Raw genomic sequence first — 24,876 nt, 5'->3', positions numbered from 1 at the left:
AATAACCTTACTGTTTTATATCCAGAGTAAATAGCTCTAACTTCCATTGTTGACCCGCTTTCAATAGCGTAACAAGTTCTGGTTCAATATGACTCACCGTATATCCGTTGATCGTATCCCCTACTAATGCCACTTGATTACTAAGTACTGCCTTACATTGTCTAGCCGCAGAGCAAACAATACTTTCCAACGTAGGGATGGGCTGTTCAGTAATCTTAGCAGCAGGTTTCGCCTCTTGAGGCTTCTGCCAACCCAAAGGCGCCGTTGGGTCCTTTGAAGCGTAGATCACCGACGAATAGCCAATCAAAACGACAAAAATGAATTTAACCACCGATGAACTCCTGTCTTGTTCCAAGCGTGTACACCTCAAGTATTAAACGAGCGGTTGGGTATTCCTCAACGGTGTAATTGAAACTGCGCCAATAATACTTCACTGGAAGAGATTCTAGAGTGTTGAGATAGCTAAGAATCGAGAAATAACTGCCCGTTAGTTCGATCTTGACCGGATGTAGGTAATACCCTGTCTGAGTCTGTTTATCCGCGCCGCCAACGATTGGCTCTGCTGCCATTGACTCGAGAGACACCAGCTTCAATCCTTTTGTGCCAGCCAAAACACCCTCCAGTAACCGCGCCATTTGACTAGGGGAAATAAGGGTTTCTATTATTTCAGCCAACTGCTCTGACAACTGCTGACTTTCCATCAGAAGTTGCTTGTATTGCACATCTATCTTCTGATCAGGATCTTTGTTAAGTGTAGCGGTTGCCAACAGAATATCCGCTTCGAGACGTTGTACGCTCAGCTTAGCTGAGCTAACTTGCCCTGATAAGGATTGATTCGTTTTCAGTACAGGTTCAATCATCCAAACAAGCAAGGATAAACCAATAATAACTAGACCACAGATAGTCAGAAGCCACTTTTCACGTTGGCTTAGTAGGCTGAATTTGTCACTCAATTGGTGCCATAATAGCTGCATTATTTAGGCTCCTGTTTCGTGATAAGTTCAAACGTCACAATGTCATCATCGTTGCGACCAATTTTGAGCTTTTCAAATGTTCGTCCCACAAGATCTACTTCAGATTTAAATTGATTTACCCAATTGGGAATCGCCCTAGCTTCGCGCGCAAGTCCTTGTAAATCCATGGTATCAGCATCGATAAAGATATGATTTAACGAAATATCCTGTCGGCCTAACTCTGCTAGCGCACGCATCACACCTGAGTATCCAATTTGCTGAGATTGGTCAAACCCTTTGACGGCTTTAAATGAAGCCTGTTTCGCCTGAATATCAAGCTTTAATCGCGCAACAGCGGCAACTTTAGCTGCTGATGGTTTATGTTTTGCCATGCGCTGACTCAGTTCGGCAATCTGCTGCTCGAGCCCTACTTGCTGAGCTCTGTACTTTTCTAGATCTCGCTCAAGCTGAACTTGTTGAAACTGAAGATAAGCGAAAATACTGACTAAGACTGTCGCAACGGCAGACCAACCCACAACCACTTGAAATAGGTTAAATATTTCTTTTTTTGGCTTCAGGGAATCTGGGAACAAGTTGACCGCGCCGTCACTGAGCTGATCAACATACTCAATCAGGGTATCCCCAGATTCTCGATCACCTTCAGTTAACGCCGCAACGTTGACACTCAGACGTTCACTTAGTGCTTCAACCAGTTGTTGTTGATCTTCCTCATCACAACATATTTTCATCTTATGAAGAGAAGCGCCGCGATACTGTGAGGAAAGGTAGTCAATCGAGCGTTGTAGTTCTAAGGCAATACCATCAAGCTGAAGTGCACTAGTGGCAACACCTGTTAGTGGAGAAGCGACTCCCCTAATCGTTCTCTGGAAAGCACAATGGTGATCGACGAAAGCTCTAACCCGGAAGCTACTTTGCTTACTGCGTTGTAAAAGCAAAAAGCTGGACAGTTCACCCGCAGATACTCCCCATACCTCATCCTCGACCAAGACTCGGTTTAGCATGATATGATGAGCTGACAAACTTTGTTGTAAGCCAACAATCAAACTCTTAGGTACAACATACACTTGTAGCTTGTTACCGATCGGCAGGTGAGCAGCATCAGCAACAATATCAGTCACTTTTTCACTGATGAGATCTTTGAGCAGAAAGGGTAAAGCACTACTCAATTCAGTTTCAGGAATGTTAGGCTTATCGATTTGGTAGATTTGATAGATTTTCGAGTTTAGGACAATATCCAGATGCAAGTCAGAGAGTTTCGATTGGACCAATGTTTTGAGCAGTGTTTCTTGCCATGCCCCTTCTTCCACCATCACCTTAGAGGGTAGCTTGCCTTCAGCCAACGCTGAAAAATAGAGTTCGCCAGGCTGAACAACGACGGTCAGTTTTAAGCCGACTCGCTGTTTGTGATTAAACTTTCCTATCAAAGACTGAATGTTCATTTACTGCTAAATTTTCGCCACCGGTTGCGACGACCGACTTGCACTTTACTGGCCATCATAACTTTCCTTTCAGTTTCAACTTTAGGCACCAATTGTTGTTCAGACTGAAAGTAGCGTCCTTGAACACCCTGTACTCCTAAAGCCAGCATAGTCTTGTACTCCTGTTTATTGTCGACCCCAACAGCAATAACTTGAGTTTTGAGTCCTTCACATGCGCCTAATAAACTTCGAACAAATAACTGATTTTCGTCTCGCTGATCTATTTGTTTCACTAAACTTCTATGCAGTTTTAAAAAATCGACTGGAAGATCTTTTAAATAATGAGTGCTCACAATCGATCGACCAGCTTGGCCAACGGCAATGCGACACCCCAATCCAGAAATCATTTTTATCACTGGACGCATATAGTCCAGATGTTTAACTAATCTTGCTTCTGAAAATTCGAAGATCAACAATTTTCGTTGTTCTGATGTTAATTGTAGTAGTTCATCCCGAAACCATTTGAAGTATTCTCGACCCACAAACGGCACTACATGAATGTTTACAGAGTAACATATTCTTTTCTTTGACACTTTCAGAAATTTTACGATCGCAGCAAAAACAGCACGATCAAGAACGGCTTCATAACCCACAGATTCTATAGCAGAATTGAATCTAGATGCCTTTATCAAACCTTTATCCGGATCATTAATACGCACAAAAAGCTCAGAGTGCTCAAACACCCTGTCTTTGTTTGAATCTAACAAATAGCAGGGCTGATAAAAAATATAGAGTTTTTCTGGCTTAATTACTAAATCGAATAGAGTACGCCAACGCACGTTACCGCGGTCATCATCATGCGTGACCAATTTATTAAATTTGTTCCAGGTATTTACGCGCTGTAACTGAGCACTTTTCAGGGCTGTTTCTACTTCATCTAGAATACGTCCTTGGCTCTCTCCTTCTCTGTACATACTGACACCAATGTGCAACCAATTTTCTTTTTCTAGAGGTAAAGGAGGAGAGAGTTTAGTCAATTGCTTTAAGCTATTTATTGCTATTTGAGCGACTTCTTTACTGCCTAAATGAGGGGCAAAAATAGCAAAGTCAGACTCATAATAACGAGATAGAATAACGTCTGGATAACGCTGAACAATGTTATTCAAGCCAGTGCCGATATCGATCACAAAGTCATCTGCTACCTGTTTCCCAGACTCTTCTTGTAATTGTTCCCAATCGTCGATACGCAAAAGCAATACACCACCGTGAGAACCATGTTCAGAAAGTGCTGATTCTAATTTACTGTCGAAAAGTACGCGATTAGCAGTACCAGTGACCTGATCTAAAAAAGTTTGGGTGCGAATGAAAGTATCGAAGCGGCTGCGCTCTTGACGAGCGTCCTGCAATTCTTCTATTAACCGGTCTAGAGCTTCACTGGCCGTGTAGGGCCACTCTCTAACATCACCTTTGGTATACTCTTCAACACGTCCAGCAAGAATCATTCGTCCTCGTTCCTCCAATAACTCAGATCCTGCAAGTTGCTCCTTGAGCCATTTAACACCGCGCATTAAGCAGAAAATAATCAAAACCACAGCTAAGGTGATCGACCATAAAGCTTCTAGGGAGTAGCCATAGCCGATGTAGGGAGGAACGGCTTTGAAGTGGAGACGATAACCAATATTGCGCTCTAGCTGGTATTCAGTGTCATAGAGGAGAACTTTATCAACTTTCGAAGAGGTGTCTTTATAACGGTATATAACACCATGGGTAGATAGCAGCTCCATCTCAACAATGTTGGAAGCTTGGAGCATTTTGGGCATCCAACGTTGCAACGAGTATGCGGCGTCAGGATCTTCCATTTCCTTATCTAATACTTCGACAATGCCTTGAAGAGAATGATCTAGGTACTCTTGGCCAAGTCGTTTAAACGATAAGGTCCCACCTAAAAAAAGGATGAACATCGCACTGGTCACTATGACAGTGACAAACGCAACGAGGCGAGTGCTCAACTTTAAGGTAGGGGTATACCTCATAGGTAAAGAATTCCTTTTCTCAAAATAAGGTCGTAGCAGCGATAAAAATCAATCGGCTCTCATCATTGCCATTAACTGATTGGTCTGTTTTTCTAACTATATAAAAAAGCCGCGAAATTCGCGGCTTTTTTCAGGATTCAATGAGTTAGAATGGGATATCGTCATCAAAATCCATTGGCGGCTCATTGTATTGAGGCTGACTTTGGTTCTGTGACTGCTGCTGTTGCGGCTGAGAATACTGTTGCTGAGCCGGTTGACTTTGCTGCATTGCAGGCTGTTGAGGCTGACCCCATCCGCCTTGCTGTTGAGGCTGTCCCATCGACTGACCGGGAGATCCACCTTGAGCGCGACCACCGAGCATTTGCATTACGCCATTGAAGCCTTGAACAACCACTTCTGTCGTGTAACGGTCTTGACCATTTTGATCTTGCCATTTTCGAGTTTGTAACTGGCCTTCAATGTAAACCTGAGAACCTTTACGCAGGTATTCACCAGCAACTTCTGCCAGCTTGCCAAACAGTGACACACGATGCCATTCTGTTTTCTCACGCTGTTCGCCAGTTGCTTTATCACGCCAGCTTTCAGACGTCGCAATCGTGATGTTTGCTACAGCGCCACCGCTTGGCATATAACGTACTTCCGGATCTGATCCCAGATTTCCGACTAAAATAACTTTGTTGACTCCACGGCTCGCCATGATTCGCTCCGTCTAATTTTTCTATTTACCTTAAAACAGCACATTAGGATAACACGCTTTACTCTTTGAACAAATTGCAATCCTCACCATGGGTTCACAAAGTCATGAACCCTATAGATAGCTGTATTATTTACGAGCAAATTCAATTCACTACGTGATTGATAGATTTAATAATTACCTACTAACATGAAACTATACGCAATCCTGTAAACATAATTCGCACTAGTCACATTTCTCCTTCAATCTGCAACTACTTGTAATGAAATCGAATGAAAACTCCGATGAGCAAAAATATCTATACCCGAACTATCTACTTTCTATGTGAAGATAAAAGCACAATTAACCCTCTTATCCGTCAGGTTGAGGAACAACTCCAGATCCAGATCCCCCGAATCGAGCCCGACGAATTAATGCTTGCCATGCAGCAGCATAAGCATAAGATTCTGATGATAGATCACAAGAACTATCAAACACTCAATAACCAGATCCGTGACCTTCCTCTCTCGAACAAAATGTTTGAAACCATCATTTTTAATGTAGAAAAAAGACTGAAAACAGACGACCTACTCTGCTTTGGCGACCTAAAAGCTCTTTTTTATCAAGAAGAATCAATTGAAGCGATTGCAAAAGGGTGTGGTGAAGTGATCAATGGTCAAAACTGGCTACCTCGAAAAGTGGCTGCTCAACTGCTGCATTACTATCGCCATGTAGTACTCAGCCAAACTGCTCCAGCCACCGTAGACTTAACTGCTAGAGAAATCCAGATTCTGCGATGTTTAAAAACCGGAGCATCCAACATACAAATTGCTGAAGATCTATTCATCAGTGAGTTCACTGTTAAATCTCATTTGTACCAAATCTTCAAGAAACTCTCGGTAAGGAATCGTGTCCAAGCCATTGCTTGGGCTAATCAACATATGCTGTCTTAAATATAATCCGATGCGCAAAAACTAACATTTTGTCTTTAACATTCATTATCCATTCACGCAAAAAGTGATAAGGTTGCGCCAGCTATAACAGATTAATTAAATATATAGGGTTTAAACATGATCAAAAAGTGCCTTTTCCCAGCGGCTGGCTATGGAACTCGCTTTCTCCCTGCGACCAAATCCATGCCTAAAGAAATGATGCCAGTCGTCAACAAACCGCTTATCGAATACGGTGTTGAAGAAGCTATTCAGGCGGGCATGGATGGCATGTGCATTGTCACTGGCCGCGGTAAGCACTCGATCATGGACCATTTCGACAAGAACTACGAATTGGAACATCAAATCAGCGGAACGAATAAAGAACAACTGTTGGTCGATATTCGTGACATTATCGAGAGCGCTAACTTTACTTATATTCGTCAGCGTGAAATGAAAGGACTAGGGCATGCAATTCTTACTGGCCGTGAGCTAGTCGGTGATGAACCGTTTGCTGTTGTGCTGGCCGACGACCTTTGTGTCAATGGACAGGAAGGAGTGTTAGCCCAGATGGTTGCCCTGTTTAAGCAATTCCGCTGCTCAATTGTCGCTGTTCAAGAAGTACCTGCCGACGAAACTCACAAGTATGGTGTGATTTCTGGTGAGATGATCAAAGACGACATCTATCGTGTGGATGATATGGTTGAAAAGCCGGAGCCTGGAACTGCACCAAGTAATCTGGCTATCATTGGTCGCTATATCTTGACGCCTGATATTTTCGAGCTCATCGAAAATACCGAGCCAGGTAAAGGTGGAGAAATTCAGATTACTGACGCTCTACTGAAACAGGCAAAGGCAGGTTGTGTTCTGGCCTATAAATTCAAAGGAAAACGCTTTGATTGCGGTAGCGTTGAAGGGTACATCGAAGCAACTAACTACTGTTTTGAGAACCTTTACCTAGCGGATAGCAAAAAGTCAGAACTGGATAAACAAAAAACGACAAAAGAAGCTTAATCGCTTTATGCTAGCCATGCTTCTAAGGCCGCTCAATAGAGCGGCCTTTTTGTTACTGTTTTTTTATCCAGTATTTTCTTTGAACATTTATTACTCTATGTAATACTTAGCCCACTTGTTTTTACATTGAGCGAGAACAATGGATAAGATCGAAGTTCGCGGCGCACGCACCCATAACTTAAAAAATGTGAACCTAACCATTCCACGAGATAAACTCATCGTGATTACAGGTTTATCCGGTTCAGGTAAATCATCACTTGCCTTCGACACCCTGTATGCGGAAGGTCAACGTCGTTATGTTGAATCCCTATCGGCCTACGCTCGCCAGTTTTTGTCTTTGATGGAAAAGCCCGATGTCGATCATATTGAAGGCTTATCACCAGCCATTTCCATTGAACAAAAATCAACGTCGCACAACCCTCGCTCGACCGTTGGTACCATTACTGAAGTGTATGACTACCTACGTCTATTGTACGCACGTGTTGGCGAGCCGCGTTGTCCTGAACATCATGTACCATTGACAGCTCAAACCATCTCACAAATGGTCGACAAAGTTTTGGAACTTCCTGAAGGATCCAAAATGATGCTCCTTGCGCCAATTGTTAAAGAGCGTAAAGGCGAGCACGTTAAAACATTAGAAAACCTTGCTGCACAAGGCTTTATTCGCGCTCGTATCGATGGTGAAACTTGCGACCTATCCGATCCACCAACCTTAGAATTGCATAAAAAACACACCATTGAAGTCGTAGTAGATCGCTTTAAAGTGCGCGATGATTTACAACAGAGGCTGGCGGAATCCTTTGAGACGACGCTCGAATTGTCCGGCGGAATTGCGGTCGTGGCTCCGATGGATGGAGATGGCGCAGAAGTGGTCTTCTCTGCTAACTTCGCCTGTCCACATTGTGGCTATAGCATGCAAGAACTAGAACCGAGGCTGTTCTCGTTCAATAATCCAGCAGGCGCCTGCCACACCTGTGATGGTCTTGGTGTACAACAGTATTTCGATCCAGATCGAGTGATTTTAGATGACTCTTTAAGTCTCGCCGAAGGGGCGATCCGTGGTTGGGATCAGAAAAACTATTATTACTTCCAAATGCTGTCATCTTTGGCAGAACACTATAATTTTGATCTAAAAGCGCCTTTTAAGTCCTTATCAAAGAAAATGCAAGATGTGGTACTTACAGGATCCGGACGTACAGAGATCGAGTTTAAGTACATCAATGATCGCGGCGATATTCGCGTCAAACGTCACCCATTTGAAGGCATACTCAATACCCTTGAGCGTCGCTATCGTGATACTGAGTCTAATGCCGTACGTGAAGATCTAGCTAAGTACATTTCAACTCGTACTTGCTCGAGCTGCGAAGGCAGTCGCTTGCGTTTAGAAGCTCGTAATGTATTTATAGGCGACACAACCTTACCTGAGATTGTTGAGCTCAGTATAGCAGATGCGTTGGGTTTCTTTGCCTCATTGGAGCTAGAAGGTCAGAGAGCGCAGATTGCCGAAAAAGTAATGAAGGAGATCAATGATCGTCTCCAATTTTTAGTCAATGTTGGCCTCAACTACCTCAACCTTTCTCGTAGCGCTGAAACCTTATCAGGGGGGGAAGCTCAGCGTATTAGACTCGCCAGCCAGATTGGTGCAGGTCTGGTCGGAGTAATGTACGTATTAGATGAACCTTCCATCGGACTTCATCAACGTGATAACGAGCGACTATTAAACACCCTAACTCACTTGCGTGATTTAGGTAATACGGTGCTGGTTGTAGAACATGATGAAGATGCGATTCGCATCGCCGATCACGTGATCGATATAGGCCCTGGAGCTGGTGTACATGGCGGTAGCGTGGTGGCAGAAGGGACCATGGAAGATATTATCGCCACTCCAGAGTCACTAACTGGCCAATACCTCAGCGGTACAAAAAAAATTGAAGTGCCTGCACAGCGTACCCCTATCAATAAAAAGAAAGTAGTCGAGTTGTTCGGCGCTACAGGTAACAATCTTAAAGATGTGACATTAACAATCCCAGTTGGTTTGTTCACCTGTGTGACAGGGGTTTCAGGTTCTGGTAAATCTACTCTGATCAACGATACTTTTTTCAAGATTGCACACACTCAGCTAAATGGTGCGACGACAGCCACTCCATCTCCTTATCAAAAAATTAAAGGTTTGGAGCATTTTGATAAGGTTATCGATATTGACCAAAGTCCAATAGGGCGCACGCCACGCTCTAACCCAGCCACTTATACAGGTATCTTTACACCGATCCGAGAGCTGTTTGCGGGAACGCAAGAAGCACGCTCTCGAGGTTATAAACCGGGTCGCTTCAGTTTCAACGTACGTGGAGGGCGATGTGAAGCTTGTCAGGGCGATGGGGTCATCAAAGTCGAGATGCACTTTCTACCAGACGTTTACGTGCCATGCGATGTGTGTAAAGGCAAACGCTACAACCGTGAAACTCTCGAAGTCCACTACAAAGGCAAGACCATTGATGAAGTACTGGGGATGACGGTTGAAGATGCACGAAACTTCTTCGATCCTGTACCCGTCATAGCACGTAAGCTGCAAACACTTATCGATGTTGGACTTTCTTATATTCGTCTTGGCCAAGCTGCGACCACCTTATCTGGGGGTGAAGCGCAACGTGTCAAACTGGCCCGAGAACTATCTAAGCGTGACACTGGTAAGACGCTCTATATTTTGGATGAGCCTACCACTGGCCTGCACTTCCATGATATTCAACAGTTACTTACGGTACTGCATCGACTACGTGATCACGGTAATACAGTGGTGGTCATCGAACATAACCTTGATGTGATTAAAACCTCAGACTGGATTGTCGATTTAGGCCCAGAAGGTGGTCAAGGTGGCGGTGAAATTATTGCTGAAGGAATACCAGAAGAAGTGGCCAAGGTAAAAGGCTCACATACCGCACGATTCCTCAAGTCTATGTTAATATAAAGAAAAGTAGTAAATTAAACAGACCATAACATGGTCTGTTTAATTTTGAAGGACGCAACAATCAATGGCAACCATCCATTTGGCAGGGACAAGTCTAGAGCCGCAAGCACCTAAACTACCGCTCATTAAGCCGTTTCTTGTTTCTATAGCGGTCGTATTTTTGCTCGCGATGCACATTTTCACCCCTAATCCGGGAGGTGCTGGGCTCGCGCTCTCTTTTAATACAACGACTTGGCTTGCAGTCAGTTTCTCTCTGGCAATAGGGTTGTATCAGACCGGAACCCAAGGTGTGATCAGATACAATAAGCTGACTATTGGGCTGTTTCTGTGCTGCGTATTGATCACAATCCCGATATTTTTCCCTTACTCAGACTTTTCCCTTTCTCAAGGTAAACTGCTTGGCTTATGGGCTGGTTACGGGCTGTTTTTTGTCCTTCAACAATTTCGCTTCAGCAACAAGCAGAAGCAACGTTTATTGTGGTTCATCACCATCTCGGTCTTTATGCAGGCGCTGTTTGGCTGGTTTCAATATTTACTCCTGCAGCCTGACAACTTGTTGGGTTACGATACAGTAAAGAATCGCCCTTATGGTATTTTTCAGCAGCCGAATGTCATGGCCAGCTTTCTCGCCACGGGATTGGCTCTGTCAGGCTACCTACTCACTCGCCACCCAAAGAAATACAACCGTCATCTCAGTGAAGTTTCGTTGCTGTACTTGATGCCAGTTGTGACGGTTCCATTACTCATTTTGATAGCGTCTCGCACTGGTTGGCTAGGGTCTTTTATGGCTGTCGTTTTACTCTTGCCTTACCTCTATCAATTCGCAACCAAAAAACGCTTTGGGGGCTGGCTTGCATCCATTTTACTCGGCCTATCAATTGGTGGTGGCATTAATATATTATCGGATGGAGAGTCTCTAGCGTCTAAACGGGCTAACCTAGAAAGCCCGAGACAATACACTTTTCCTCAAACACTCGATATGTTAGTTGAGAAGCCATTCACAGGCTACGGATACGGGCGATTTGAGCCAGAATATATCGTCTACACGGCGCGCCAACATCAGTTAAACCCTAACTATCATCCCGGTCTTGCTTCAATGGACCACCCTCACAATGAGCTGCTTTATTGGGGGGCAGAAGGAGGGTTGCTTCCAGTATTAGCTATCGTACTCGCAGCGGTGATGGTTTTAGTAAGGATCTACAATGTTAAAAAAGGTACTCGCCTCGCGATGTTTGCCTTATTTGTGCCAATAATCCTCCATAGTCAACTTGAATACCCTTTCTACCATTCAGCCATTCACTGGATAACCTTTGTGGTTCTGCTTTTCTGGATTGATCAACGCGCGCGCTCGTATCGTTTTGCGTCATTCAGCATTGTGACTAAAACACTGTTTCGAGTGATGAGTTTAGTCTTACCCATTGTAACCAGTTTCTACATGCTCACCGCGTTACACACTAACTATGTCCTCACTCAGTTTGAAACATCGCAGCCTAAAAATCCTGACTTACTCAAGCAAGTCAGTAATCCAATAGTTTGGAAAGATAGGTACGACTGGGATATTTATAGCACCTATCTCAATATTGGCCTTTATCGTCAGGAAGCGAAGTTCATCCAGCCATACATTGACTGGTCATTGAAAATTATTAAAGATAAACCAAGGCCCGCGTTTTATAACAATCTAATTCTTGCTTACCAAGGCTTAGGGGATAGTGAACGTGCCGAGCAAATTCGTAGAGAGGCGCAATACTTGTTCCCTGCTCGCGATTTCTCACAGGTGCAATACGTCGCTCCAGATATCGATGCACTCAAAGCAGACAATGAAAAGTAGCCGAATAAAAAGGCGACGCTTAAAGCGTCGCCTTTTTATTCTATTTTGTGGCAGTTACTGCGTGAGTGACTCTTCTAATGCTCTCAAACAGAGTGCAACATTTTCTGCACGAGCGCCGTAGCCCATAATGCCGATGCGCCATGTCTTACCCGCTAATGCCCCCAAACCGGCACCAATTTCGAGATTATAGTTTTCTAGCAAATGGTTACGAACCCCCGCGTCATCAACGCCTTGAGGAATATAGACTGCATTGAGCTGAGGTAAACGTGATTCTTCTTCAACAACAAACTCAAAACCCAACTTTTCGAGACCTAACTTCAACTTTTCATGCATGTCACTATGACGCTGCCAAGCATTCTCTAACCCTTCATTCTTTAGGATTAATAGCGACTCATGCAGCGCATAAAGGCTGTTTACAGGCGCTGTATGGTGGTAGCTACGTTTTCCTTCCCCGCTCCAATAGCCTAATACTAGACTTTGATCTAAAAACCAGCTTTGGACAGGTGTTTGCCTTGCCTGAATCTTCTCAATGGCTAGGGGGGAGAAGGTCACTGGCGATAAGCCAGGAACACAAGATAAACATTTCTGGCTGCCTGAATAGACCGCATCTAGCTGCCATTCATCGACTTTCAGTGGCACACCACCTAAAGAAGTCACCGCATCAACAATCGTTAGCACACCGTGCGCCTTTGCAAGTTTACCCAATGCTTCTGCATCGCTGCATGCGCCTGTCGATGTTTCTGCGTGAACGAATGACAGGACCTTTGCATCTGAATGCTCTTTCAATGCCTGCTCGACTTTATCGACCGAGACAGGAGTACCCCATTCATCATCAACAACTACTGCAACACCACCCGCTCGAACTACATTTTCGCGCATGCGCTCGCCAAACACACCATTGCGACAAACGATCACCTTCTCACCCGGTTCAATCAGGTTAACAAAACAGGTTTCCATACCTGCACTGCCCGGCGCTGAAACGGCAATAGTGAATTCATTTTCAGTTTGAAAAGCGTATTTGAGTAGCTGTTTTAGTTCATCCATCATTTTGATGAACAAAGGGTCAAGGTGACCAACGGTAGGGCGACTCAAAGCCTGCAAAACTTGAGGAGAAATATCCGAAGGGCCAGGGCCCATAAGAATACGGTGAGGGGGGATAAAGCTTTGAATCGTCATTGTTCACTCCTTGATATCGGTCTGCTTTTACTTTATTTGTCTTTACATTAAAACAAATCGACACCAGCAGCAATTGGACGAAAGTTGCCAGGTAAAACCACTGTCACAAGTTTGTTAATTAATAAACCGATTAAAGTGACACTTTCCCGTTGACAAAGCTCAAATAAAAACGTTCAATGCAGTTTGTATGGTGAATTTTTATGCCGCCATATGAATGCATTTTGCAGAAGAGGAGCACTACCCAGGTAGGTGTTTTGTGGAGCCACAACTCCGATACAAATCACTGAGGGGGAGTAGTGCCGAGGTAGATCAACGTTGTGGTTTTGATCTGTCGGTTGACTTGGGTTGACTCCCATCAACTGTCATCAGCTCAGTCTGGTGAAGAGCTTCTGAGGTAAACCTTACACAATAAAACCTCTCTATACGCTCAATCTCTCTTCAAGCAAGGATTACTTATTTACTTTCAGGAAGTTGTGGGAGAAATGCCGTGGGCAATTTTAACGTTGCTAAATTTGGTGGAACCAGTGTTGCTAACTTTGAAGCCATGAGTCGCTGTGCTGCGATCATTGAACAGAACCCAAACACAAAGTTAGTCGTCAGTAGCGCCTGTTCAGGTGTGACAAACTTATTAGTCGAGCTCGCGAACGGAGTTCAAGATCAGACAGAACGCAGTGTGATTCTAACCAAACTCGCCAGTATTCATGATGCGGTACTCAATCAACTAGAAGATGCGACTCAAGCGGCCAACGAGGTCTACTCCATTCTAGATACCGTCACAAGTTTGGCAGAAGCCGCCTCGATTCAGTCAAGTACCAAGCTGACCGATCACCTTGTTGCCTGTGGTGAGTTGATGTCTACACATCTGCTGGCCCAGTTAATGAAGGAACGTGGCATCAATGCGGTACGCTTTGATATTCGTGAAGTACTACGCACAGATGACAATTTTGGTAAAGCAGAACCGGAACTGGCCACCATTCGTCAACAAGCGCACACTTCACTTATCCCGTTATGCCAACAACAGGTTGTGGTAACTCAAGGTTTTATTGGCGCCGATGCAGATGGCAATACCACGACACTGGGTCGAGGTGGTAGCGATTACAGTGCCGCACTTATTGCAGAAGCAGTTGAAGCTCAGGGACTTGAAATTTGGACCGATGTACCGGGAATTTATACCACTGACCCACGTATTGCCTCAAAAGCCTCTCCTATCTCAGAGATCAGCTTCAGTGAAGCCTCTGAAATGGCTAATTTTGGCGCTAAGATCCTTCACCCTTCGACGCTGATCCCTGCTCTACGCCATGATATCCCGGTGTTTGTCGGTTCATCAAAGCAACCTGAAAAAGGCGGAACTTGGATTCGCCATCAAGTCGAGAGCTCACCTCTTTTCCGAGCTTTGGCTTTACGATGCAATCAGACCATGGTGACGCTGCGCAGCGCACAGATGTTCCACGCTTACGGCTTTCTCGCCAAGGTATTTGAAATTCTGGCGAAGCACAAGATTTCGGTGGATTTGATTACCACTTCAGAGATCAGTGTCAGTCTAACGCTTGACCAAACCGACACATCTGGCGGTGCCCCTCAGTTACCAGAAGCCGCACGTCTTGAGCTGGAAGAGCTGTGCACCGTTGAAGTGGAACATAACCTGTGTCTGGTCGCGCTGATTGGCAACAACATGAGTGAGAGCAAAGGTTATGCAAAACAAGTATTTGGCACACTAGAAGAGTTTAACTTGAGAATGATCTGCTATGGTGCAAGCCCACACAACCTGTGTTTCTTGGTTGGTGAAGCCGATGCAAAATTAGCGATTCAGAAGCTGCACACTGAATTGTTTGAGAAGTGATAATAAAGCAGAGAACAAAAGAGGGTTGGCGCTAAAACGCCAACCCTTTTAATTTATACTAGTGATAAAACCGAGTATATTACTCACCGGCGACTTTCATAGATTCAATCAGAATCGAACCTGTCTGTATTTGCGATCGGGTTTCAACATCATTCCCTACCGCGACAATCTGATCAAACATGTCTTTCAGGTTACTGGCGATGGTCACTTCAGAAACAGGATATTGGATCTGGCCATTTTCCACCCAGAAGCCAGCCGCGCCTCGAGAGTAATCACCGGTGACGATATTCACGCCCTGTCCCATCACTTCAGTGACAAGGAAGCCCGTTCCCAGTTCTTTAAGCATCTGCTCAAAGTCTTGCCCCGTCGATTGAACGAACCAGTTATGAATGCCACCTGCGTGACCCGTTGGCGTCATGTCCATTTTACGCGCGGCATAGCTGGTCAATAGATATGTCGCGAGCACACCATCGGTAATGATTTCACGATCTTGGGTTGTAACACCTTCACTATCAAATGGGCTCGACGCTAAGCCGCGTAGTAAATGCGGTTTTTCAGCAACATTAAACCAATCTGGAAGTACCTTTTGGCCGAGATGATCAAGTAAGAATGATGACTTGCGATACAGGTTACCACCACTGATTGCCATCACTAGGTGTCCAAGTAAACCTGTTGCCACATCAGCTGCGAACATTACAGGATATTGACCTGTTTTCAGCTTTTGCGCATCAAGTCGACTGATGGTTTTCTCCGCCGCTTTCAAGCCGACTGACTCAGGTGTCCAAAGATCATCTTTATGGCGTGCGACTGTATAGCTATAGTCACGCTCCATAACACCACTTTCGCCCTGACCAATCACACAACAACTGGTACTGTGGCGACTGGAGGCATAGCTAGCAAGCAAACCGTGACTGTTGCCATAAACCTTCAAACCATAATGGCTGTCGTAACTCGCACCATCGCTTTGTTTGATTTTGTCACTGAAAGATAACGCTTTTTGCTCAGCAGCAATCGCAATCTCGGCAGCATGATCTGGGTCTGGTGTATCAGGGTGAAACAAATCAAGATCAGGAATTTCTTTTACCATCAGCTCTTTAGGAGCTGGGCCTGAGCATGGATCTTCTGAAGTGTAATTGGCAATATCAAGTGCTGCCATCACCGTCTGTTGAATGGCTTTCTCACTGAGATCGGAGGTAGACGCACTGCCTTTGCGCTGACCACGGTAAACGGTAATACCTAAAGCGCCATCGCTGTTAAATTCAACGTTTTCCACCTCACACATACGTGTTGATACACTCAGGCCAGTGGTTTTAGTGATCGCGACTTCAGCGCCATCGGATTTTTCCGCGGCCATTTCCAGTGCTTTCGCAACGGCGGCCTCAAGCTCAACACGTTGCTGAGCGACTTGCTGTCTTACGTCCATATCTTCTTCATGCTTAAGGTCTGTTGTCCCTAGAATAACAAGAATTTCGCTTTCTCCCCATGATTCTTGTTAAAATAGAGAAATAGATGTTCAAATTAAGGCAGAAAGATGGCCCGTAAGAATCAAAAAGCGCCATGGGAAGAAGAAGAGGAAATCATTTGGGTCAGCAAAACCGAAATGAAGCGTGACATGGAAGAGTTACAAAAACTGGGTGAAGAACTCGCCAGTCTAAAACCTTCGGTGTTAGAAAAATTCCCGTTAAGTGAGGACCTTGCCGAGGCAATTAAAGATGCACAACGCTTTAAAAATGAAGCACGTCGTCGCCAGTTGCAATACATTGGTAAGCTGATGCGTTTCGAAGATCCTGAACCACTTCAAGCGGCACTAGACAAAGTACGTAACAAGCACTCTCAAGCGACTGCTGCACTGCACAAGCTGGAACAGCTGCGTGATCGCGTCGTTGAAGAAGGCGATGACGCCATTGCGGATGTAGTGGATCTATACCCACAAGCGGATCGCCAGCGTTTACGCCAATTAGCACGTCAGGCAGCAAAAGAGAAGAAAGCGGGTAAGCCAGCTAAAGCGTTCCGTGAAATATTCCAAGTGCTAAAAGAGCTCAACGACGAAGAGATTTAAGCAAGCCGCTTTAGATAAAAATGGGCTGATGTAGATACACCAGCCCATTTTTTTGCTCTTAGGGAAAGTTATTCGCCCGCTTTAACAAACCCACTGAGTACAGCATGGCTATGTTGCTGGGTTAAAAGTTCAATCGTTTCAGCAACCGCCACCTTTCCTTGGTCAACAAAAGCAAAATGCGAGGCAATAGCTTTAGCGTCGCTGATATGGTGAGTCACCATCACCACAGTAATGTTACGCTCTGCGGCTAACTGCTTGACCAGCCCGAGCATCTCTTCACGCAATACCGGATCAAGCGCAGAGAAAGGTTCATCAAGCAGCCAGATAGGGTGAGGCTGAACAAAACAACGGGCCAATGCGACACGCTGACGCTGTCCACCCGATAATTGTTCAGGTAAACGATCCAAATATTCCTCGATACCGACCTGAATCGCGGCTTGTTCCACCTGACTGGCTTGCTCAGAATTAAGTTTCAATCCAGGGTTCAGCCCCAATCCAATATTTTCGCGCACGGTGAGATGGGCAAACAGGTTATGCTCCTGAAATAGCATCGCAAAAGGACGCTGGTGAGGCTCTTTGCCCACAACTTCTGATTCATCAGCTTTAATACTGCCACTTTCAGGTTCGATAAAACCCGCAACCAAGGCCAGTAACGTTGATTTCCCCGCCCCACTCGGCCCCATCAATGCGACCAGACTTCCATGCTCAATATCTAAATCAAAATGGAATAGATCCTGATGGTAATAGTAACGAACATCATTGAGGGTCAGCATAAGTCACCTTGGCGTTTGCCTTAAACAGGGTTTCAATCAGTACAAAACAGCCAACACTGAGCAGTAACAAAGTCACTGACACTACAGCAGCTGCATCCATCTGATAACTGCCCAGCAATTGGAAAAGATACAACGGCAGCGTGCGGAACTCCTGACTGCCAAACAGGGCAATTGCACTTAAGTCTCCCACCGCAAACATGAAACTGATCGCGAAAGCATGTGCCATTGGCTTTCTCAGTGCTCGCCATTCAACAACGCGAAAGCGCTGCCAACCTTTGATACCTAAGCTTGCGCATAGGTATTGGTATTGCTGTTCGATCTGCAGCATCGGTTGTGACAAGGTTTTGATCACGTAAGGCAAGCCCATCAACGCATTCACCGCAACCACAATAAAAAACGCCAGACTAAACACATCAGTAAAAGACCGCAATAGCAAAAATAATCCTGTAGAAATCACCAAGCCGGGAGTGACAAGAATGATCGTACCCAATAGCTCAATCTGATCCGCACGATGACTTCTTGCGTTCAGTCGCAATCGACGGCTGGTCAACAATATTGCAATCCCTGCCGAGAGTGCAATACTGCTCGCCAATGTTGCTACTTTGAGCGACGACCATAACGCCAGCCAAAATCGTTGGTCAGTAAACACCGATAAGGCTTCTGAGTTGATGCCACTGAGCACCACCATCAGTAAAGGTGGCAGCACCAATAGCATGCTCAGGCCAATCCAGATCCAATCCCAGCTATATGACCAGATGGAGTCCTTTACCATATAAAGGTTGTGACTTGGCGCGCCTGAACTCACAGCCACAGGTTTGGTCAAACGTTGCACCGCCAACGCCATAATGCCACACAATAGCATCTGCCATAACGCGAGCAATGCCCCTGCCTGCAAGTCAAAATCAAATTTGATCGCTTGATAAATCGCCAGCTCTATCGTGGTCGATTTCGGCCCGCCACCGAGTGCCATGACCGTCGCAAAACTGGTAAAACACAGCATAAACACCAAACCACACACGTGCGGCAACTGCTGACGTAAGCGAGGCCATTCGACCCACTTAAATTTATGCCAATGGCCCATACCTAGATGCGCACACAGTTTATGCTGCTCAGCCGGAATAGACTCCAATGACTGTAATAACAGGCGCGTCGCATAAGGCAGGTTGAAAAACACGTGCGCCAGTAAAATGCCGTTCAGACCATAAATTGAAAAAGGCAGCCTAGAATCAAACCATTTAAATGCTGACGACAACAAACCGCTATTGCCATAAATCGCCAGCAAGCCAAACACCCCAACCAATACAGGCAGCACCAATGTTGTGGCAAACAACTTAAGCAATAATGACTTACCAGGAAAGTTACGCCGAGATAAAGCATGCGCTAAAGGAACCGCTAAACCAACACTGAGCAGAGTCGACAGAAACGATTGGTAAAAGCTGAACTTGGTCACATACCGATAGTAAGGGTCTGACCAAACCTGAGCGATATTCAGGGATGGGGCCGCAACTAATAAAGCACCGAGAGCAGAAACAACAAAGGCCGAGATAGCTATCGCGACCCAGAGTCCCAATTGTGGAATACTACGCAAAGCGTCTCCTTAAAAGGTTAAGGCACTTTGCCACTCACGTATCCAAGCTTTTCGGTTTTGGGCTACTTCTTCTGCGCTAAAACTCAATGCTTTTTCAGGTACCGTCAGTGTCTCAAAACCTTCAGGCAATGCGACTTCTGTCACTGGGTACATCCAGTTACCCATTGGCATCAAAGACTGAAAATCATCGCTAAGGATAAACGTCATAAATTCATCGGCTAACTTTTCGTTTTTCGATGCTTTGACTTTAGCCGCAACTTCAACCTGAGTGTAATGGCCTTCAGAAAAGTCAGCCGCTGCGTATTGGCTGTCGCTTTCTGCGATCAGGTGATATGCCGGTGAGGTGGTGTAAGACAACACCATGTCTGACTCACCTTCAAGGAACATAGAGTAAGCCTCAGACCAACCTTTCGTGACAGTGACGGTTTTCTTAGCCAGTAGCTTCCAAGCGGGTACAACATCATCACCATAAACAGATTTCATCCACAACATCAGACCTTGACCCGGTGTTGAGGTGCGTGGATCCTGATAAATCACTTTCAGATCATTCCGAGATTCCACCAGTTCTTTAAGACTCTTTGGTGGATTGGTTAGCTTTTCTTTGTTGTAAACAAACGCAAAGTACCCGAAGTCATACGGCACAAAAGTACTGTCTTCCCAACCATTGGGCAATTTTACTGATTTGGTATCGACATTATGCTCAGCAAGCAAACCTGTTTTCTGTGCTTCCGCCATTAGATTGTTGTCCAAACCTAACACAATATCCGCTTTGCTGTTGTCCCCTTCGAGACGCAGGCGGTTAAGAATAGAGACACCATCATCAAGAGCAACAAAATTGACATCACAACCGCAATGCGCTTCAAAAGCGGCTGCCACTTTCGGGCCGGGGCCCCAATCCGCGGCAAAAGAATCGTAGGTATAAACGGTAAGGGTGTTATCTGCTGCCAATGCAGAAAAAGATGTCAGTGTGGTAACGGCGATGGTGCTTAAAGTGGTTTTCACTGCTCGCTCTCTCCTTGGTTGAGCGGCACAGGTTTGAGGAAACATTGGCAGGGCAAATGTTCAGACTCAATTCCTACGCCAGCATTATCTGGTTCAGGTACACGGGTCCTGGGCTTTGCCCAATCTCAGCTTCATCTGTGCGATGAATAGCTCCCCGATGAGTGTCGGCTGAATTGTAATCGTAATGTTATCAATTGGCCAGAATTAAGCGCGCTGGTCATATCCCCAACGCGGAACAAGCCCCTGTTCAACATTAAGATGATCGAGAACCCTCGCCACCATAAAGTCGACCAGATCTTCAATAGACTTAGGTTGATGGTAGAAGCCCGGTGCCGCAGGCATAATGGTGACGCCCATCTGCGACAATTTATGCATATTTTCTAGATGCAACGTCGAGAACGGTGTTTCACGGACGACCAGCAGCAATTGCCCACGTTCTTTCATCACCACATCAGCCGCACGCTCGATGAGATTGTCGGACATACCATGTGCGATGGCAGCGACACTGCCTGCAGAACAAGGACACACGACCATCTGTTTTGGCGCCGCAGACCCGGAAGCCACTGGAGAGAACCAGTCGTCTTTACCATAGACAACCAACTTCTCGGAATCACAATTAAGGTGTGCGACCAATGCTTGTTGGGCGGAATCTGGGTTCGCTGGCAATTTCATATCATGCTCAGTTGCTAACACAACTCGAGCCGCTGACGATATCAGCAGATGTACCTGATAGCCGGCGGCTAGCAGACATTCAAGCAATCTAAGCCCATACGGTGCGCCTGAAGCCCCCGTAAAAGCGAGTGTAATTGCTTTGTTTTTCTCATTATTCATACTACTACATTAATCTATTCGGCGAGTTTAGCCAGCAGCTTGTCGTGGATGCCTTCAAACCCACCATTGCTCATCACCAGAATTTGATCGCCCGGTTGAGCCTGTTCAGTCAGCATCTGCACTAACGCATCAACACTGTCTGACACATAAGCCGATTGCTGACACTGCTGGGCAATGTCCTCGACAGACCATTCAATACTATCTGGTTGATAAAGGAAAACTACATCGGCCTGAGCAAGGGAAGCCGCCAATGTTTCTTTGTGCACGCCACGTTTCATCGTCGCACTACGAGGTTCAAGTACTGCTAGGATACGTTGTTGGCCGACCTTATTACGCAATCCACCCACAGTAAGTTCAATCGCCGTAGGATGATGAGCGAAGTCATCGTAAACCGTAACCTGATTCACTTCACCTTTTAGTTCAAGTCGACGTTTGGTATTGATGAATTTCGCCAGCGACTGACAGGCTAAATCTGGAGTTACACCCACATGACGGGCTGCTGCGATGGCCATCAAAGCATTGTCGACGTTATGATCACCCACCAGATCCCACTTCACAGTACCGACGGCTTCCCCTTGGAAGAAAACGGTGAATATTGAACCATCGGCGACTTGTTTCTCCGCTCGCCAATCACCTTGTTCACCGCTGAACTCCGTTTCGCTCCAGCAGCCACGCTGTAATACATCGCCAATTGCTGAATCTTCTTGCGGAGCAAGGATTCGACCGTTCCCCGGCACGGTTCTGACTAAGTGATGGAATTGGCGCTTGATCGCTTCCAGATCATCGAAGATATCCGCATGATCAAACTCCAAATTGTTCATCACTAACGTACGAGGATGGTAATGCACGAACTTAGAACGCTTATCGAAAAAAGCACTATCGTATTCATCAGCTTCCACGACAAAAAACATACTTTCGCCCAAACGTGCTGAAACACCGAAGTTGCCCAAGACACCACCGACAAGAAAGCCAGGTTGGTAGCCACAATCTTCTAAAATCCACGCCAGCATGCTGGAAGTGGTCGTTTTTCCATGAGTTCCAGAGACAGCCAGCACCCAACGGTCATGGAGAAGAAACTCCTGCAGCCACTGTGGGCCTGAGGTGTATCTCAGATTACTGTTCAATACATGTTCGACACAGGGATTACCTCGACTCATCGCGTTTCCAATCACAACGAGATCAGGTGCAGGAACAAGCTGAGAAGGGTCAAATCCTTCAATTATTTCAATACCTTGAGATTCCAACAATGTACTCATTGGTGGATAAACGTTGGCGTCACTCCCCGTCACTTTATGACCCAATTGACGAGCTAAAACCGCAGCACCTCCCATAAATGTGCCACAAATTCCCAAGATATGAATATGCATAAACAACCTTCTCCAAGGCGAAAACTGAGCTGACATTATGGCGATTATACGCAGAAAAGCGAACTACTTTGCTCACTGTTTTACGTCACACGAGCGCAAATGATTGCGTGTTATGCGCGTTATCCAACTCGTATGGTTTCAAACAAGCAGATGAAAACTGTTATCAAGTCGACAAATAAAACGAGATCTCAGTCAGTTAGTTCATTACCAATAAAAAGATCTAACTCTTAAACTAGGCTTAGGCGAAATTTAAGATCCGTCAGAGTTCATCATCGCCTATCCCCTACTATATTGAAGCGACTAAAGGAAAAATCATGTCTGGAATGCGCACCCTTGGCGAGTTCATTGTTGAGAAACAAGCGGACTTCCCCCACGCTAGCGGTGATCTATCATCCCTACTTTCTTCTATCCGACTTGCTGCAAAAATCGTTAACCGCGAGATCAACGCTGCTGGTCTTGGTGACATTACCGGTGCAGTCGGTACAGAGAACGTACAGGGTGAAGACCAGCAGAAGCTGGATGTTTACGCGAATGAAAAGTTTAAAGCAGCGCTAGAAGCCCGTGATCAGGTTTGTGGTGTAGCCAGTGAAGAAGAAGACGAAGCCGTTGCGTTCAATAAAGAGTTGAACAAAAACGCGAAATACGTGGTTCTGATGGATCCGTTAGATGGCTCTTCAAACATCGATGTCAACGTGTCTGTCGGTACCATCTTCTCTATTTACCGTCGTGTATCGCCTATCGGTACTCCACCGACAGAAGAAGATTTCCTTCAACCCGGCCATAAACAGGTTGCGGCAGGTTACGTGATTTACGGCTCTTCAACCATGTTGGTTTACACAACTGGTAAGGGCGTTAATGGTTTTACCTACGATCCATCTTTGGGCACATTCTGCCTGTCTCATGAAAACATGATGATCCCGGAAGATGGAACGATTTACTCAATCAACGAAGGTAACTACATCCGTTTCCCAATGGGTGTCAAGAAGTACATCAAATACTGTCAGGAAAATGAACCGAGCGAGCAGCGTCCTTACACGTCACGCTATATCGGTTCACTGGTCGCCGATTTTCATCGCAACCTGCTTAAAGGTGGTATCTACCTCTACCCAAGTACACAAAGCCATCCAAACGGTAAACTACGTTTACTTTACGAGTGTAACCCAATGGCATATATCATTGAGCAAGCTGGTGGTGTCGCGTCTGATGGTAAGACTCGTATCATGGATCTAAAGCCGACTGAATTGCACCAACGTGTACCTTTCTTTGTTGGCTCAAAAAACATGGTTAAAAAAGTGGAACAGTTCTTGGAACGTCACCCAGAAGATTAAGTGCGAAGGCGCTTTCGGCGCCTTTTTCACATTTTCTTGAGCAAAATCTCGCCTTAGTTGGTTTACATAAAACCGAGTTTAGCAGTAAGGTATTGCGGTCTTATATTCAAGCCCGTGTGCCTCACTGAGGTACAAACTAAAAAAGGAACTTTCTTAATGAGTTTAAACAACGTACCAGCAGGTAAGTCTCTTCCTGATGATCTCTATGTCGTGATTGAAATCCCTGCTAATGCGGATCCAATCAAATATGAAGTAGACAAAGATTCAGGTGCTGTGTTCGTCGACCGCTTTATGTCTGCACCTATGTTCTACCCATGTAACTACGGTTATGTAAATCACACTTTGTCTCTAGACGGAGATCCAGTAGACGTTCTGGTTCCAACACCGCACCCTCTGATGCCTGGTTCAGTGATCCGCTGCCGTCCTGTCGGTGTTCTAAAAATGACGGATGAGTCTGGTGAAGACGCGAAAGTAGTAGCGGTCCCACACACTAAATTGTCCAAAGAATACGATCACATCAAAGACGTAAACGACCTGCCTGAGCTACTGAAAGCACAGATCACGCATTTCTTTGAGCGTTACAAAGAGCTTGAGTCTGGCAAGTGGGTAAAAGTCGACGGTTGGGAAAACGTAGAATCTGCTCGTAAAGAGATTCTTGAGTCTTACGAACGCGCACAGAAATAATAAAAAAGAGCCAGCAATGCTGGCTTTTTTATATCACTGAACGCTAGACCCGCTGGCACCAGTCACCTGAAGAAATAATGGTATCAAGTTTGCTGCCATCTTGGTAAAGGTATATCCAAGCTTCACCGAAGGGGGTTTCAATTTTCTCACGGCGATACTCAATAGGAACATCCTCAAGTTGATCGACTTTAGATAGTGTCAGCCCATCAATCAAATACACTTCCCCAAGAATCGACCCATGACCCTCAATAACCGCTGGATATGATCCAAGATCATATAGTGCGTAGTTAGGAAGCGTTTCAAAATGACCTAAGCATTGGGAGCCAACCAAATAATCATGGTTACTTTCTCCCTGACGTAGGGTTCCATATACAAAGAGTAAATGCTGCATCCTGCC

Annotated in this window: 21 protein-coding genes and 2 riboswitches; of the genes, 8 read left to right on the top strand and 13 right to left on the bottom strand. The window is 45.4% G+C overall.

Annotation, left to right across the window (positions count from 1 at the left end; translation table 11 throughout):
* Window positions 1-7: 7 nt before the first annotated feature.
* From OH455_RS14775 to OH455_RS14755, 5 genes are all read right to left on the bottom strand, one after another.
* Complete coding sequence (locus OH455_RS14775) at window positions 8-331, bottom strand: MSHA biogenesis protein MshK (protein WP_269981933.1); 324 nt, start codon at window positions 329-331, stop codon at window positions 8-10.
* A complete protein-coding gene (locus OH455_RS14770; protein WP_269981932.1) occupies window positions 324-974 on the bottom strand; it encodes an MSHA biogenesis protein MshJ in 651 nt (216 codons plus the stop codon). The genes OH455_RS14775 and OH455_RS14770 overlap by 8 nt, the downstream gene beginning before the upstream one ends.
* Window positions 974-2,413: an MSHA biogenesis protein MshI gene (locus OH455_RS14765; protein ID WP_269981931.1), complete on the bottom strand. Its 1,440-nt coding sequence runs from the start codon at window positions 2,411-2,413 to the stop codon at window positions 974-976. Before OH455_RS14765 ends, OH455_RS14770 begins: the two co-directional genes overlap by 1 nt.
* The gene (gene csrD, locus OH455_RS14760; RefSeq protein WP_269981930.1) at window positions 2,410-4,425 is read right to left on the bottom strand and encodes an RNase E specificity factor CsrD; all 2,016 of its coding nucleotides are present in this window, start codon (window positions 4,423-4,425) and stop codon (window positions 2,410-2,412) included. Before csrD ends, OH455_RS14765 begins: the two co-directional genes overlap by 4 nt.
* 145 nt (window positions 4,426-4,570) lie before the next feature.
* Window positions 4,571-5,122: a single-stranded DNA-binding protein gene (locus tag OH455_RS14755; RefSeq protein ID WP_045974814.1), complete on the bottom strand. Its 552-nt coding sequence runs from the start codon at window positions 5,120-5,122 to the stop codon at window positions 4,571-4,573.
* Between the two features lie 281 nt (window positions 5,123-5,403).
* Between OH455_RS14755 and OH455_RS14750 the strand changes: the two genes are divergently transcribed.
* From OH455_RS14750 to OH455_RS14735, 4 genes are all read left to right on the top strand, one after another.
* A complete protein-coding gene (locus OH455_RS14750) occupies window positions 5,404-6,051 on the top strand; it encodes a response regulator transcription factor (protein ID WP_269981968.1) in 648 nt (215 codons plus the stop codon).
* A 117-nt stretch (window positions 6,052-6,168) separates the two neighbouring features.
* Window positions 6,169-7,041, top strand: a complete 873-nt coding sequence (gene galU / locus OH455_RS14745; RefSeq protein WP_269981929.1) for a UTP--glucose-1-phosphate uridylyltransferase GalU — start codon at window positions 6,169-6,171, stop codon at window positions 7,039-7,041.
* Between the two features lie 139 nt (window positions 7,042-7,180).
* The gene (gene uvrA, locus OH455_RS14740) at window positions 7,181-10,003 is read left to right on the top strand and encodes an excinuclease ABC subunit UvrA (RefSeq protein ID WP_269981928.1); all 2,823 of its coding nucleotides are present in this window, start codon (window positions 7,181-7,183) and stop codon (window positions 10,001-10,003) included.
* 64 nt (window positions 10,004-10,067) lie between these two features.
* Window positions 10,068-11,831 (top strand): PglL family O-oligosaccharyltransferase, encoded by a 1,764-nt coding sequence (locus OH455_RS14735; RefSeq protein ID WP_269981927.1) that lies wholly within the window; start codon window positions 10,068-10,070, stop codon window positions 11,829-11,831.
* Between the two features lie 54 nt (window positions 11,832-11,885).
* Here the strand turns inward: OH455_RS14735 and OH455_RS14730 are convergent, their stop codons facing one another.
* Complete coding sequence (locus OH455_RS14730; protein WP_269981926.1) at window positions 11,886-13,007, bottom strand: pyridoxal-phosphate-dependent aminotransferase family protein; 1,122 nt, start codon at window positions 13,005-13,007, stop codon at window positions 11,886-11,888.
* 219 nt (window positions 13,008-13,226) lie between these two features.
* A riboswitch (Lysine riboswitch) is annotated at window positions 13,227-13,404 on the top strand.
* A 90-nt stretch (window positions 13,405-13,494) separates the two neighbouring features.
* Between OH455_RS14730 and lysC the strand changes: the two genes are divergently transcribed.
* Window positions 13,495-14,847, top strand: coding sequence for a lysine-sensitive aspartokinase 3 (lysC, locus tag OH455_RS14725; RefSeq protein WP_269981925.1), 1,353 nt, complete (start codon window positions 13,495-13,497; stop codon window positions 14,845-14,847).
* A gap of 79 nt (window positions 14,848-14,926) precedes the next feature.
* On the opposite strand, the gene pmbA is transcribed toward lysC, so the two are convergent.
* A complete protein-coding gene (pmbA, locus tag OH455_RS14720) occupies window positions 14,927-16,270 on the bottom strand; it encodes a metalloprotease PmbA (protein ID WP_269981924.1) in 1,344 nt (447 codons plus the stop codon).
* A gap of 108 nt (window positions 16,271-16,378) precedes the next feature.
* On the opposite strand from pmbA, the gene yjgA reads away from it, so the two are divergent.
* Entirely contained in the window at window positions 16,379-16,906 is a 528-nt protein-coding gene (yjgA, locus tag OH455_RS14715; RefSeq protein ID WP_045974821.1) for a ribosome biogenesis factor YjgA, read from the top strand.
* Window positions 16,907-16,974: 68 nt separating this feature from the next.
* On the opposite strand, the gene thiQ is transcribed toward yjgA, so the two are convergent.
* From thiQ to mpl, 5 genes are all read right to left on the bottom strand, one after another.
* Window positions 16,975-17,679 carry a thiamine ABC transporter ATP-binding protein gene (gene thiQ, locus OH455_RS14710; protein ID WP_269981923.1) on the bottom strand — a complete coding sequence of 235 codons (705 nt, stop codon included), beginning with the start codon at window positions 17,677-17,679 and terminating at the stop codon, window positions 16,975-16,977.
* Window positions 17,663-19,267: a thiamine/thiamine pyrophosphate ABC transporter permease ThiP gene (gene thiP, locus OH455_RS14705; RefSeq protein ID WP_269981922.1), complete on the bottom strand. Its 1,605-nt coding sequence runs from the start codon at window positions 19,265-19,267 to the stop codon at window positions 17,663-17,665. Before thiP ends, thiQ begins: the two co-directional genes overlap by 17 nt.
* A gap of 9 nt (window positions 19,268-19,276) precedes the next feature.
* Window positions 19,277-20,269, bottom strand: a complete 993-nt coding sequence (thiB, locus tag OH455_RS14700) for a thiamine ABC transporter substrate binding subunit (RefSeq protein WP_269981921.1) — start codon at window positions 20,267-20,269, stop codon at window positions 19,277-19,279.
* A 53-nt stretch (window positions 20,270-20,322) separates the two neighbouring features.
* Window positions 20,323-20,436, bottom strand: a riboswitch (TPP riboswitch).
* Window positions 20,437-20,473: 37 nt separating this feature from the next.
* Complete coding sequence (locus tag OH455_RS14695; RefSeq protein WP_269981920.1) at window positions 20,474-21,100, bottom strand: flavin prenyltransferase UbiX; 627 nt, start codon at window positions 21,098-21,100, stop codon at window positions 20,474-20,476.
* A gap of 14 nt (window positions 21,101-21,114) precedes the next feature.
* The gene (mpl, locus tag OH455_RS14690; RefSeq protein ID WP_269981919.1) at window positions 21,115-22,467 is read right to left on the bottom strand and encodes a UDP-N-acetylmuramate:L-alanyl-gamma-D-glutamyl-meso-diaminopimelate ligase; all 1,353 of its coding nucleotides are present in this window, start codon (window positions 22,465-22,467) and stop codon (window positions 21,115-21,117) included.
* Window positions 22,468-22,781: 314 nt separating this feature from the next.
* Between mpl and fbp the strand changes: the two genes are divergently transcribed.
* Both fbp and ppa read left to right on the top strand, forming a co-directional pair.
* Window positions 22,782-23,795, top strand: coding sequence for a class 1 fructose-bisphosphatase (gene fbp / locus OH455_RS14685; RefSeq protein WP_045974827.1), 1,014 nt, complete (start codon window positions 22,782-22,784; stop codon window positions 23,793-23,795).
* 156 nt (window positions 23,796-23,951) lie between these two features.
* Entirely contained in the window at window positions 23,952-24,479 is a 528-nt protein-coding gene (ppa, locus tag OH455_RS14680; RefSeq protein ID WP_269981918.1) for an inorganic diphosphatase, read from the top strand.
* Window positions 24,480-24,522: 43 nt separating this feature from the next.
* Here ppa and OH455_RS14675 read toward each other — a convergent pair whose 3' ends face one another.
* A complete protein-coding gene (locus OH455_RS14675) occupies window positions 24,523-24,870 on the bottom strand; it encodes a gamma-glutamylcyclotransferase family protein (RefSeq protein ID WP_206369991.1) in 348 nt (115 codons plus the stop codon).
* Between the last annotated feature and the right edge of the window lie 6 nt (window positions 24,871-24,876).

Origin of the sequence: Vibrio sp. T11.5 (assembly GCF_027587155.1) — a bacterium.
In the GTDB taxonomy this organism is placed as follows: domain Bacteria; phylum Pseudomonadota; class Gammaproteobacteria; order Enterobacterales; family Vibrionaceae; genus Vibrio; species Vibrio neptunius.
This window is presented reverse-complemented; position numbering and strand designations above follow the sequence as displayed.